Source organism: Streptococcus sp. SV2 (assembly GCF_030440175.1).
Lineage (GTDB): Bacteria > Bacillota > Bacilli > Lactobacillales > Streptococcaceae > Streptococcus > Streptococcus raffinosi.
In genome coordinates, this window is the sequence record NZ_JAQFJQ010000004.1 from 89,306 (window position 1) to 103,566 (window position 14,261).

General features: G+C 42.2%; 8 protein-coding genes. All 8 read right to left on the reverse strand.

The window, feature by feature from the left end; genetic code table 11:
* Positions 1 to 171 precede the first annotated feature (171 nt).
* A complete protein-coding gene (gene addA, locus PCY14_RS03580) occupies positions 172 to 3,825 on the reverse strand; it encodes a helicase-exonuclease AddAB subunit AddA (protein ID WP_301363171.1) in 3,654 nt (1,217 codons plus the stop codon).
* Positions 3,815 to 7,135: an ATP-dependent nuclease subunit B gene (rexB, locus tag PCY14_RS03585; protein WP_021152547.1), complete on the reverse strand. Its 3,321-nt coding sequence runs from the start codon at positions 7,133 to 7,135 to the stop codon at positions 3,815 to 3,817. The genes addA and rexB overlap by 11 nt, the downstream gene beginning before the upstream one ends.
* 250 nt (positions 7,136 to 7,385) lie before the next feature.
* Positions 7,386 to 8,759: a GHKL domain-containing protein gene (locus PCY14_RS03590; protein ID WP_042772003.1), complete on the reverse strand. Its 1,374-nt coding sequence runs from the start codon at positions 8,757 to 8,759 to the stop codon at positions 7,386 to 7,388.
* A gap of 36 nt (positions 8,760 to 8,795) precedes the next feature.
* On the reverse strand, positions 8,796 to 10,106 hold the full coding sequence (locus PCY14_RS03595; protein ID WP_301363172.1) for a hypothetical protein: 1,311 nt from the start codon (positions 10,104 to 10,106) through the stop codon (positions 8,796 to 8,798).
* 512 nt (positions 10,107 to 10,618) lie between these two features.
* Positions 10,619 to 12,376 (reverse strand): DUF6287 domain-containing protein, encoded by a 1,758-nt coding sequence (locus PCY14_RS03600; RefSeq protein WP_301363173.1) that lies wholly within the window; start codon positions 12,374 to 12,376, stop codon positions 10,619 to 10,621.
* A 9-nt stretch (positions 12,377 to 12,385) separates the two neighbouring features.
* A complete protein-coding gene (locus PCY14_RS03605) occupies positions 12,386 to 12,646 on the reverse strand; it encodes a hypothetical protein (protein ID WP_301363174.1) in 261 nt (86 codons plus the stop codon).
* Positions 12,647 to 13,462, reverse strand: a complete 816-nt coding sequence (locus PCY14_RS03610) for an ABC transporter permease (RefSeq protein WP_060933673.1) — start codon at positions 13,460 to 13,462, stop codon at positions 12,647 to 12,649.
* Positions 13,463 to 13,470: 8 nt separating this feature from the next.
* The gene (locus tag PCY14_RS03615) at positions 13,471 to 14,256 is read right to left on the reverse strand and encodes an ATP-binding cassette domain-containing protein (RefSeq protein WP_008535543.1); all 786 of its coding nucleotides are present in this window, start codon (positions 14,254 to 14,256) and stop codon (positions 13,471 to 13,473) included.
* Positions 14,257 to 14,261: the final 5 nt, after the last annotated feature.

Here is a 14,261-nt window from a genome sequence, read left to right on the forward strand (position 1 = left end):
TACAAGATACTTTTTTTCATAACCGTTTCCATCCTCTAATATTTTAATGAACTTACAATACTGATGGAAATTTATCGGAAAGACTGGTGGAGACACCGGTCTTTTTTACTTGGTTTGGGAGACAAAAACCATTCTCTCACTATGAAAGAATGGTTATGCAATAACTTATACTTATACTTCTACTACTTCCAAGTCTTTGCCTCCTAGAAGAATAAGGTATTTATCGACCTTGTCCACCTGGTAGGCTTGACTGAGAGCCTTGGCATAGAGGCTCATTTGGCCTGTGTAGCGCTCTTTAATCTCACTTGGGTGAGTAAAGTAGTCCGTCTTGTAATCAAAGAGGACAATTCGATTTTCAAGAAGGAGGTAGCCATCGATGATACCACGGACAACAAAATCTTCTTTACTAGCGGGATCTTCTGCCAACATGGCAAATGGTGCTTCACGACGCAACTTACCACGGTTAGCTAGAATGAGCTTCCCAAGTTCGGTGTCAAAGAAGCCTAGTAGCTTTTCTAACTGCACACGCGCCTTGACTTGGTCATCAGCAGATACTCGCCCAAGAGCTTGAGTCAAGTCTTGGAGGGTCACAGTATCAGAAAGAATCAAGCGTTGCATGAGTTCATGGGTAGCAGAACCAACCGCAGCTCCTGTAACTTTCGTTTTTTGGCCAAAGTCTGGTAGCTCAAAAGTAGTGGATGTTTCAAGAGGTTGGACTTCCTCTTTCTTGTCCATGATATCTACACCTTCTGTATCCATAACTGTTTCGTAGAAAGTCTTCAGCTGACTTGGAGTACGCACCGATGGTAGGTCAATTGCTGGTGCATAGAGTTGGTTGAGTTTTTCAACGCTTTCTAAGACCGTTAGGGCACGCTTAATGTCTTCCGTCTGGCGATTGTTAGATAAATCATCAGCATTTACTGCTGCTTGAACTTCAACCTGTCCAATAGCTTCTGGGGTCAACTCCTCAGCCTCAACAAAGCTAACAGTAAACTTGAGGTCCTTTCTCATAAAAGCAGTATCCAGGGCCATAATCCAGTCCTGATAAGTAGATAGTTGGTCTCTCAGAACTACTGGTAGGCGATTATTTTCAACATCAGTGCCATATTGCTGGGTTAATTTTTCCTTACTACCCTTCCCAACCAGGTAGAGCTTTTGCTCTGCACGAGTCATTGCAACATAGAGCAGACGCATCTCTTCAGAGATACTTGCTCGGCGCTCTTCCTTACGATTTTCCTGAAAGGTTAGGGTCTCCAGAACAACATTTAACTTGGGCAAATTGGTGTTTATCTGGTCTTTAAGGTCAGCTAGGTACTTAATGCCAAGTCCTTTTTCACGGTTGATAATGTACTTACCACTCAGTCCATCCTTGCTGTGACCGATGAACTTGCGATTCATCTGCAAAACAAAAACATACTTAAACTCCAGTCCCTTAGCCTTGTGAATAGTCATGAGGCTAACGGCATTTTTAGGAACCAAGTCTGTCACTTCTTCTAGGTCGTTACCGCTAGAAATGATCTTATCAATCATACCGATAAAACGAGAAAGTCCCTTAAAGCCGGTCTTTTCATAGGCATTAGCACGCAAGGCAAGGGCGTAGAGATTAGCCTGACGTTGCTCGGCTCGTGGAAGGCTACCAACATAGTCGTAATAGAAACGGTCGTTGTAAATCTTCCAAATGAGGTCATAGAGCGAATGCCACTTACTGTAATCACGCCAATCTGCCAGAGTCTCAGTGAAAAGAGTCAACTTGGCATCAAGTCCTTTCGTCACGACTTCCGGATGAAGCCCTGTTTTAGTGCAAGCTACAAGAAGCTTGTCATAGAATTGTCCTTCGTCAGCCTGGACAGCAATACGAGCCAAATCATCCTCGTTGAAATGAAACATTGGTGAACGAAGGAGGGCAACCAAGGCATAATCGTTAAGAGGATTATTGATAGCACGAAGGGTGTCCAACATAATCATGACTTCTAGTGACTCAAGATAACTTGACTTGTACTCGTCAGGAACCAAGGGAATTCCGTGCTCCTCAAAGCTCGCCATCAAGTCCAGATAGGTGTTACGGGTTGGTGCTAGGAGGGTAATGTCCTCAAAACGGACTCCCTGCTCGTGAAGTTTAATGATTTCTTTGATAACCAAAGAAATCTCACCACTGCTGATAGGTTGATCAGGACCTTCCTCGTCAGGATTTGCACCGGTTTCATCACTATTGTAAATCAGAACCTCAGTCTCATTTTCAGGATGGGGCTCTTTTTGCTTCTCGCTACCCGCTACCAACATATGCGTCTTGTCATAAAGGATATCCCCGATTTCCTGGTCCATGAGGTGTCTGAAAACACCATTGGTCGCATCAAGAACTTCAGATTGGCTACGGAAGTTCTCTTTAAGGAGAATCAGCTTACCAGCATCTGGATTGTCAAGGAAGAGCTGAAACTTGCCATTAAAAATCTGAGGGTCTGCCTGACGGAAACGATAGATGGATTGCTTGATATCTCCCACCATGAATCGGTTGTGACCGTTAGAGAGGAGCCCCAACATGCGCTCTTGGGTATGGCTATTGTCCTGGTACTCATCCACCATCACTTCATGGTAACGGTCACGGTAGCTGGCTGCCACCTCAGGATTTTCCTCCAAAATACGGATGGCGAAGTGGGCAATATCTGAGAATTCAAAGGCATTTTCCTGAATCTTGGCCTGTAAATACTGGTCTGAAAAATCAAGTACAAAGGCCTGAAGCAGCTCTAACAGAGGCAGGATGTCATCATTATGCTTGGTCAAAACCTCGAGGACCGTTAGTTGGGTATCAATCTCACGCAACTGGGCCACAAACTCATTTTTGGTCTTGTTGTAAGCTTCCTTGTAGGCCTTGAGTTCCTCGTCTTTAGGACGGGTCATATTTGTCAAGCCAGTCCCTCCTGACAGAGTCAAGAGTTGTTTGAGCAAGTCCTCCATATCGGTTTGGTCATTGGCCAAGGCTCCCTCCAGAAGGCTAATGGCATCTGATACATTATTCAGATACTTGGCCTTGGCAAATTCACGCTGAGCTAGGCCTAGATGGTCACTCAAAAAAGCTAGAAAATCAGCAATCAAGCCATCTTTGAGACCCTCTAAAAGATCGGCTTTAGCTTGTTCTGGGTTAGCTTCTACTTGTCCTTTCAAGAGATTATGACGTAGCCATTTTTCAGGACCTGCAGTAGCCTGAGAAAAGCTATAGACATCGTAAACTAGCTCACGAAAGGCCTTACTGGTCTTGCCACTTCCAGCAAAGTTACGGACTAATTTTTGGAAAAGCTGGGCATCCTTTCCCTGCATGTAATCGTTGAAGAGATCGGCATAAACTTCATTTTTCATCAGTGTCTGCTCGGCAGGGTCCGTCATGATGCGGAAAATAGGTGACACACCGAGGAGATAGCCAAACTGATTGACCAACTTCTGGGTGAAGGCATCCATGGTTCCAATATCAGCCGTCCCAATCTTGGCAATCTGGTCTGAAAGAAAGGCACGTTCTTCATCTGTCTCTACCTGTCCCAGCTGCTCTGTCAAACGCTTTTCCAGACGCTCTTTCAACTCACCTGCAGCCTTTACCGTAAAGGTTGAGATAAAGAGCTGATCAATACCAACGCCACGTCCAATCATATCAAGGATACGTTCAACCATGACGAAGGTTTTTCCTGACCCAGCCGAAGCTGATACCAAAATATTAGTACCATTACTGTAAATGGCTTCAATCTGCTCAGGTGTTAACTTACGTTCCTTGTCAGAAGCTGCTTCTTGGGCAATACGTTCCTTAATCTCTGCTGGACTTAAAAAAGCTTTAGTCAACATGGTTGTCCTCCTGGTCTTTTTTGTCTGCTTTTACAGCTTTATCAGCGGCTGAAAAAAGGATGGTATTTTCAGCAACTTGCATCTGATTCTTATCCTCAGCTTTTGCCATCAACTCCAAATAGGCTTCCTTCTTACCCTTTTTTGGTAAACGTAAGAGCTTCCTAGCCTGTCCCATGTGGCGGTCAGCCTCAAAATGAGTAATAGCCTTAATCTGATCCCCTTGAACAGACTTGCCATCCTCAGTATAAGGATTGACTGCAAAATTCCCACTTCGGATAATCTTCGCAGCACCTGTAAAGAGTTTAAGATTATAATCCAACAAGGTCTCTAAGTCCTCCTTGTCATAGGTGACAGTCTTTTGTAAATCATAGTTTCCACCAGCCAGATGCTCTGTTTCTGAAGCTACAAAGAGCCCCTTATAGGTCAATTCCTTATGAGCCTGAGCTGCTAGCTTATCCAGACCAAACTGGGCCAGATTAAGCTGTGGATCCTGCATGTGAAGATACATGGCCCCAAAAAGCTGGTCAGCATCAACCTTATAGGTTTGGCGGAGAGCCTCCAGATAGGTCACCAATTGCGGACTAAGGCCATTGTAGAATTTCTGAATGTCAAAGACATTTTTACCTGATTTGTAGTCAACGACACCCAGAGCCCCATCCGTTAAACGGTCCACTCGGTCAATAATCCCTGTAATCTTGATGCTATTTGCTAAAAGCAAGTCAAACTTGGCTTCCTCACGCTCAACCTTAACCGCTGCATTGTCACGCAAAACACTGGCAGTTGAACGGGCGATATCTTCCAAAATCTGACGAGACAAGCGGCTCTCTTGATCCTCCGTATAGAGAATCTCAAAGGGTTGCTCCTGATTGGTCTGACTAATAGCCTTTTCCAGTTTCTCGTCGAAGTTTTCTGACGAAGAATCACCCATCACACGCTCAAAGACACGGTGTAAGTAAGTTCCGTGGTGTCGGGCGTCCGGATGGATAGATTCCAACTCTTCAAGTTCCAAAACATAGCGCAAGAAATAAAGATACTGGTTGTTATAGAAGGTCGTCAGAGCCGAAGCTGACAATTTAAGTGGTTCTTCTCCCGGAAAGACCAGCTGCATGACCTGATCATCGACCTTGGTTGTCGTCACATCGTCAATTACCTTTGGAATCAAAACCTGTTCCTTATCAAGTCGCTTACGGAGATAACGCACGGCAACTGACCAAAACGTCTGCGTTTCCTTGTCCAAATCAGTATCTAAATGACTACTGTTAAGGGCAATAACAGTCGATAGTAGGTCCTTATAGTTCCCAATCTGGTCACCCTTAGCTTCAAAACGGTTGCGTCCCTTCTCAAGCAACGGAAGACCAAGGTCAATGATTTCCTTCAAATAAACCGACATGTCATCCAGCGTCTCATTAAGAATTTGTGGCTGACTGAGCACCAATTGTTCACTAGCGGCATTGAAAAGCGACATGGCCACGAAATGCCCTCTCTGACTGTTGCTCTGCGTGACAATATCCAAACTCCTGTGCTCATCCGTTGCCTCATTGATACGACTGCGTTCCTCATCAGACAAGAGACTCTTATTTTGCCCGACCTTAGGAAAATGTGACTGAGTCATGCCTAAGGCAAAAACATAAGGAGCTGAATGTGGTTGAATCAAATCGTATTTCTTCACATTGACCACATCAACAGTGGCTGGAACCGTACGGTAATCACAGGCCAACATTCCCGAACACAAAATAGACAAAAAGTCGTCCACTGACAGTGTTTCTTCTCCAAAAATGGTCTCAACCTGCTCCAAGAGTTGGGTGAAAGCCTTCCAGACCTGTTCATTCTGTTCTTTTTCAGCCTCACTGGCCTTGGCGGTCAAAGCAGCCATCTGACTTGGCACTTGCACAGTCTCTAAAAAGGCCACAAGTTTCTTGAGTAGACTAGAACCCTTTTGTTTACGACTATTAAGCAACTTGTCCAGAGGCGCTACCAGTTGTGACCGCAAGGCATTGATACGATCCAAATCATACTTATCACGACTATTGGCCGTAAAATCAGACAAGAACTTGTGACGCCCCTTGATATCTGCAAAATTGACATAATATTCAAAAAGGTCCAAGTCCTCCTGAGTAAATCCACCATAAAGACCAGATTTTACAAGGTTAAGCAAATCCTCAGCACGATAATTATAGCGCTTGATACGCTCTAGCGAATCCACAAACTGCACCAAAGGATGGCTGGACATGGTTTCTTCCTTACCAAAATAATAGGGAATGTCAAATTTTCGGAAAATCTGACCCACTTGAAGCTTGTAACTCTCCTCATCACCAAGCAAGACTAAGATATCCTTGTAACGTTTGCCATCCGCTAGTAACTGACGAATACTCTTGGCAACCTGAGCCACTTCTTCCCTTTGATTGACCACTTCCCAAACTTGCAGAGCTTCTTTGTCCTGATCAGTCAGCTGTTCATCTATGGTACTAAAATCATGACGACTCTCCAAAAGGTGACTGATACGTGCAAAAGAAGGATTGCCCTCCTTGTCCGTCGTTACATAATCTGGTGTCACCTTATAGGTCTGAGCTAAAGTCCTCAAAAAATCCACTGAGGCCTGATAAACATTGCCATAGACAAAGTTAGCCTTATAGGCTTTTTGACTGGCATAAGTCCCAATAACAATCTGATGACACTTCTCATTCAAGAGGGCAATCAGAGCTTCCTCCTCAGCTGAGAAACGGGTAAAGCCATCAATGACCAAAACCATATGGCTCAATGCCTTATCTAAATGTCCCGAGTTAATTTCCTCAAAGAAGGAGCTAAGCTTGGATTGATTGTCAAAATCTCCTGCCAACAAAAGGTCTTGAGCCGCACTGAAAATCTTTACCAAATCCTCCTGCTTCTCTGCTTGGTCCAAATACTGCAAATCCAGAATCGTCATATTGGCCTGTTGCAACTCTTTGTAAAGATCCACCAATTGGTTAATAAAATTACTATCCTTACGCAAACGACCATAAACCTTGAGCTCATCATCACCCATGTGCGACAGCACCTTATAAAAAATCATGGCCAGACCGGTATCATCCAACTGGGTTTTAGGATTACTCGTATTGAGAATAAAATACCTAGCCATCTGTGTAAAACGAGTCACCGTAATCTCAAAGGATGCTGATTGAGGCAGGTACTCCAAGACCTTACGCTCCTTCTCAAATGACAGGGCATTAGGAGCAATATAAAAGACTCTCTTTCCCTTTTGAGCATGGCTGGTCGCCTGCTCCGTCAGAATTTCTGTTAAATCCTGAGACATATCCGTATAAAGTAATTTCATAAGACGTCCCTTTCTTATCTATCTGCCAGTCGTTGGGGCTAAGCAAAAATTATCATTTACTTAGCACTAACAACCATTAATCCTTGCTATTATAACACAGAATCAAGCAACAATCAGAACCCTCCCTTGTCACCTTTCTCCTCCAATGTCCTAAGCTTCAGACATAAGCACAAGCACGACAGCAAAGAGCCCTCCTTTATGATCCTATAGCCAAAAAAAGAGCCAAATCCTTTGATTTGACTCAAAATCTTTATTTAAAAATTAATTCCTGTTTAAAGAGGTAATCACCACTACTTGTTACCAAGTTGGCATCCCCATATTTCTTAAGAATATCCTTGGCCGAGTGGAGGTTAAGTCCAGAGGTCTTCTTCTGATTTTCCTCCTGCATAATAGCGTCAAGGTCAACTCTTTCTTCCTGCGTTCGATTTTCCATGACGAAGTGGTAGCTTCCATCCTTATCGTGTTGGTGAAAACTAAAACTGATTTGAGCGGTTGGTACTTGCTTGCTCTCGTCAATCGCATTACTAAAGAAAATAGACACTAGCAAGGTTAAATCAACCACATTCATAGCAAATCCCTTGATTTCCTCAGGAATGTCACAGGTCACTGGAATATTATTACGTTTAGCCTCCATCATACGAGCCGAAAGAAGGCTACGCAGAGGTAGAGAATGAATATTTTCCAGCTTAGGATTCTCAACGACACGGAAACGTTCAAACTCCTTGGCACTCTCTCTTAAAACATTTTGATAAACCTGTTCAGCAAGAGCCTCTTCCTGATCACGTACTTCTTCCGAAAATTGTTCCACAACCGTCTGATAAGACTGCCTGTATTGTAACAACTCATTATAGAGAACATCGATTTTCTGATTAGCCTTGGTCAAACTATTCAAATGCCTTTTTTCCTCCATAGCCAAGCTCTCTTCCAGATATTGCCTAGACAATTGATTGAGGTGGGCAATAAGAAAAATAAAGGCTATTGCTGACAAGAGAACCCAGAACATACGCAGCCGCAATTCCAACTCTGGAGAATAGAACGGAAACCAAACATCCAAATTCATGCAAAGATAGATGCCCAACAAATAAATCGCCATTGCCAAGGCAACACGTCGAGAAATCTGAATATTGTGGAGAGAATCATCGCTATAGACCTTCCAACGTTTCAAATCCAAGCCCAAAAAACGGTTAAAAATGAAATAGAGTGGCAGAATCATACTATAGGTCAAGAGATAAAAGAAAGCATTACTCCCCACCTCAGCTATAGGAATATTCAAGAGAAGCGGGAAAAAGAAAAGTCCCAATAAACGAAAGAGTAAATCCGATGTCACCACCGGAAACAAGGTATGAAAGGCATACTGCGTTAACGACCAGGTCTTCCCCTTGGCAAGAACTGCCAAAATCATCAGAAGAAAGACATCCACAACAGTCGTCAGATTCGTAATATTGTATTGAATAGCCACATCAAGCAGGGCCAAAGTCAAAAATACCGTCCAGGAGATACGAATATCCGTCATCCGCCTGAAAATGATACAGTTAATTGTCAGCGTCAGAATAATCTGGACAGCCAAAAAGGCATCTGTATCATAAAGATTTAAAAAATTAATTCCTAAAAACGATTCAAACATTTAATCTCTTCCCCAAAAAAATTTCCAATGACTCGTTTAGTATTCAAATTGCTGTCTATAAATCAACTTGTCATCCTTAAAACTAAACTTAGATTGAGGATAACGTTCCATAATATCCTCAAGTTGTTCATTCATTGACAAGCCTTCTTCACCTTCCTTATAAGCTCCCCTTGCTTCACCTTGACCAAGAGTCACCTCTACAGAGAGAACCTGCTCCTCACCTTTTTGAAAATACGACAGGCGAACTAAGCACTCTTCTTGACCATGCGCTTTTAGCAAGGCATTGTCCAAGAAAGTTGACAAAACCCCCGATAAATCCACCACATCAATATGAACTGGTGAGATAGGATCCGGAATTTCTAGGATAAACTCAAGTCCCACAGCGTGAAACTCCATATACTTACTCTCAATCACAGACCGTAGCAATTGAGAATGGATATTGGAAATATCTGGTATAACTTTTTTGAAAGGAACTTCCTCCTCAGATAGACTCTGAGAATCCCCTTCTTGACTAGTTGCCAGAACAGTCTTAACCTTTTTAGGCACAGCTACCTTTGGAACACCATCACGGTAAAGTTCCTGATAAAGGTGAAGGATATGCCTACTAGACTCCTGCAAACTTTGGAAATGACGTTCCTGTTCTTCCTTCAACTCTATAAAAAGTTCATCCTTAACCCATTGGTTGGCATAAGACACGACTAGGAAGAAGGCCCCTGTAGCTAATAAAACAACCAGCTTAGCATAATTGTTAACCACTTCCACAGGCCAGATAGTAGCGAAATAAGGCAAAAAATCATTTAAAAGGCCATATGACAGAAAAGCAAAGCTAACCCCGATAACAATCGGAGTAAAGTGCAAACGTAAGCGTTCCTTATCTTCAACTTGCAAATAGTCATAACCAATAAAACGGTGAATCAAAAGATAGAGTGGGTAGGTAGCTACCACACACATGAAAGTCGTTAGAGGCTCTGGAATGCGACTGACCAAATCATCCCCTAAAAGCAGAGGGAGGATAAAAAACGAGAGTCCCCGCATGATGATGTTAGTCGTTCCCCAGGCATAGAAGCTGTTAAATACTGGCTCAATCCACGGCAAATCAGGACGTTTGTAATAACTAAAACAAAATAGAATGAGAGGATTAAGCAAAAATTTGAATCCTATAGGAAGAATTGGTGTTAGAACAACTGAAATAAGGCCACCCACCAAAAGTAGCCGCCAAGAGACCTTAACTCGACCGGCCGCATTGAACATCAGGTAATTCACCAAGAAGATCAAGAGTGTATCAATAACTATCAACCATTGTAAGTCTTTTAAGACAGCAAGCAGCCATTCGACAATAAAAGTCATTCTTTTTCCCCCTCCCTTAACATGAATTAAGAAACTTTCTCAGAAAGCATCTATACAACACTACTCATTATATAGCTTTTTAGAAGTTTTCACAATAATTAATTTTTAAAGAAAGTCTATGAAACGTCTAATAATCCACTTATTCATGTAAGAAGAGCTGACTTATTAAATTAAAGTTACAAATGTAACATAAAAGGTTGAGATAATTTTATCTCAACCTGTTAATTCCTGACATATTCCTTTAGAAACTTTTTTAAATGAGTACGGACGTCTGCGACCTTCTTAGAAGTTCCAAGACTAATTTTTGAGCCTAAGATCTCAATAATTCCGAGTGGCTGAAAAAATCTAATTTCAGCCACTTTACTCACAGCAGAAAGTTTCTTAAAATGCTTGCTTTGCTGGCATAAACCATGATAATTGACTTTTTTTAATCATGTGCCATCGCCAATTGTAATTAATAGACAGTCAGTCTACGTTTTCAATCTTATCTCAAGCTTGTAGCTTTAATAGGCCTAGTCAGCCTTATAGTAGAATTGTTTGGCATCTGATTGTGTCCCTCCTGATTGAGTCACTAGGATACGATCTTTAGTATTATCTGAAGCATCAGGATAATTTCCTGACACATTCGGCAAGGTCGTACCTTTCGGGATGAAAAAGATGATTGCACCATACATTCCTGTTCTTAGACTCGCTCTCAGGTACCCATTTTCAAGACTAGAATTAGCATTTTGAACTTCATAATCTGTCGGTGACGTTACTTGATTCTTAGAAAACGTCAAAGTGTTACCATTCTCATTCTTCCAAGTACCTTCAAGGCTTTGGAAGTTATTGTCCTTAATAGCAGTAACATCCATGCCAGTTTGCTCAGTCTTAGCGTCTGTCTTTGATTCTGTCTTAGCTTCTGAGGAGCTTGACGAAGTTGATGTTGATGATGTTGTTGAACTTTGTGAAGAACTTGATGACTCTGAGCTTTCAGACTTACCAGCGCTAGAATAATGCTTGAGCAACTCTTGGTAGGCCTCTTGCATATCATCTGGTGCTACCTTATAGGTCTGAACAGCCTTCTTATCGTAATTGCCAATCCAGTAATTAGTCACATAATAAACGGTACCATTAGAACCTAGAACAATTTGGTAAGAGTCCTTGTCTTGATCAACCAAATCCTTATAGAGCTTGTTATAGCCGTTATAATTGCCACCCGTCTTGTCATCAGCTGAAAAGTCCTTGAAGAGGGCTTTTTGTTCCGCATCATTGTCCTCATACATGGCATGTTTTTTATCCTTCAAGGTATAGAGACGGAAGGATGACGTTGGGCTATAATCTGCAGTCTTACCACTATTTTCATTAATTCCAAGGGCAAAGGAATCAACCCTATTTTTATAGTCCTTGAAATCATAGTTTGAAGCTTCTTTACCATTGACGATACCACTAGGAACACCTGAGATATTTTCATAACCATCCGCATTAATGAGGTTGGCTAAAATAATGATGTTTTGGCTACTGCCTTCTTCTTTAGGTGCCTTAAACGAAAGGAAGGTCGGGCTACCATCGTTGACCTTGGTGATGCTATCAAAACTGCTTTGAACCAAGACGGCATCTTTAGCATAGTCAGACTGATAAAGCCATTTCCCAAAAGCTTCCGTGATGGACTTAATATCCTCAGTCGAATAGTCCGCAACATAAGTGGTTTCCTTATCACCGTTGACATCAGTCTTGGTCTTGATATCTGCATCTGGCTTGTTGGTATCGTTCGAAGACGTACTTGAGCTGGCATCACTACCTGAAGAGGAACTGCTTGATTCCAAAATATCCTTAATGATACTCTTAACCTCACTACTTGAAGAAGTTGATGAAGCCTCGCTAGACTGAATAACTTCAGAGCCTCCTTCAACCTGAGTATAGGTATCTGAATCGGTCATTTCAACCTTAGCGTCACCCCCAGGCACCATACTTGGTGTGATACGGATAGTGCCGTCTGAGTTTCCGTCATTTCCGGCCAACTTAAAGCTCAAAGAACGGTCTTCGCCAGCTTGGGCATTAGCCTGGTAGGTATCCCCAGTCTCCGTATTTTTGACTTCGTATTTGTCTCCCTTGACCTTGCGAACTTCAAAACGTACCTTATTTCCTGTCTTCTTGTCAACCACGGTTGTGGCATAAACCCTAGAAGAGGACGTAAAAGCCGTGCTCTGAGTGTATTTCCCAAGTACCATGAAGACCAAAAAGACAAGTAAGGCCAAACCGATAAACTTTTTATGTTTAAATTGTTTCATGAGGTCCTCCTAGATAAACAGATAGCCGACAACATAGCCAAAAAGAGCAATACAAATCAAAAGCAAAATTTCTAAAACTAAAAACCAACTAAACTTGAGATCCCCCAAACCAAGCTTAGACAAGACTTGTCTGTATTTGGACTGTTTCTGTCTGCTCAAACCACTAGAGAGGGCAAAGCCAGACTTAGCAGCTTCTGCCACTTCCTTATCACTTGGCTTGCGACCATGCTGCACTTGGAAATCAATCAGCCATTCATCATATTGTTGCATTTATTTCTCCTTCTTCTGAAGTGTGACGAAAAAGAGTAGGGCATAAACCAGACAATGAAGCACCAAGGCCCACCATTGACCCCGGAAATCACCTGTAGACCCTTGAAAGGCCTCTAGCTGACTCTTGGGTACAGGGACACCGTACTTAGCCAAGCTAGATGGTAGGTCTGACAAATCACTAGAAATCCCAAACAGCTTGTGGCCATAACCCAGATAGATAAATTTTTGCACCCAATCAATGGCTTTAGGCAATGATAGGATAGTCCCTGACAATGAAAATTGCATGATACCCACAACAACTGCTAGGATAACAGATGTAATTTCAGATTTTCCAACTAAGGCTGAGATGAAGAGGGCAATAAAGTGCGAGGCCAAGAAAACCAAAAGCACTGTAATGCCAACTTCCCAACGATAGGAAGAAAAGATATGACCAGCATCTGGAAACTCCTTGTCAAAGTACTTACTAAAGATAGAGTAAGAAAGGATAAAGACAATGGTTTCCAAAACAGCAAAGAAAGCGTGAATCCCCATGCTGGCTATGGCAAAGGCCGAACGACTCAGGCCTGAGAAAAAGTCACGGTTGAGAACCGATCGCTCCTTGGAAATATAAATACTGTTTTGAACCACAATCAAAAGACTGGTTGAAAAAAGTAAGAGAAAGAGCGTCATTCGAGTTGTTTCGAAATCTTTCAAGAATCCCTTATCTTGAATGTAGAGGATTAGCCCTTCAAAAGCAATGATGCCTAGAAGAACCTTAACAAAATCCATGTAGTGGTGTTTAAATTTATACCAACTTAATCGTAATGCTGCGTTCATAAGTCTCCCTAAATTTTGTAAATGCGTGTTGAAGCATTGAGCTCTTGATAGACATCTGCGATATTCATGTCCATGTATTTACGAATCATGTAAGGATCGCTGGTCTTATATTCCAAAAGCAACTCTTCATAAGTCCCTGCAAAAGTCGGACGTCCCTTAGACAAGAAAATAATTTTGTCAAAAATAGCCAAATTTTCCGTATTGTGGGTAATAACCACAATAGACTTATGGGCCGACTTAGCCAAGATTTTCAAGGTACGTAAGAGATTACGGTCACTAAGGGCATCCAAGCCGGAAGACGGCTCATCCAGAATAAAGTAAGGACTAGGGCTAAGAAGCTCGATACCAATGGATACACGGCGTTTTTGCCCACCAGAAAGCTCGGAAATTTTCTTGTTGGCAAATTCCGTTAAGCCCAAATCTTCCATGATGCCAGCGATTCGTTGCCTTTTAGTCGATTTACTGCTTCCTTTAAGATGGTGGGCCGCATAAAAATCAAAAGTCTCGGACACCTTAAGATACTCCCGAAGCAGATTCTGTTGGGGCACATAAGACCAGGAACGTGAGCCTGCTGTCACAGGTTTTCCATTTTCCAAGATACGAAATTGTTGACAAGTCGGTTTGAGCTGACCAAGGAGAATCTCCGTTAAGGTTGTCTTCCCAGAACCAGAAGCCCCAAGGATGCCGACAACTTGACCAGTCTCCATCGTAACATCCAAATCTGTAAAGAGCTGGTTATCATTTCCCTTATATTTAAAACAAATATGTTCAAATGTTAATTGATTGGTTTCCATTAAAA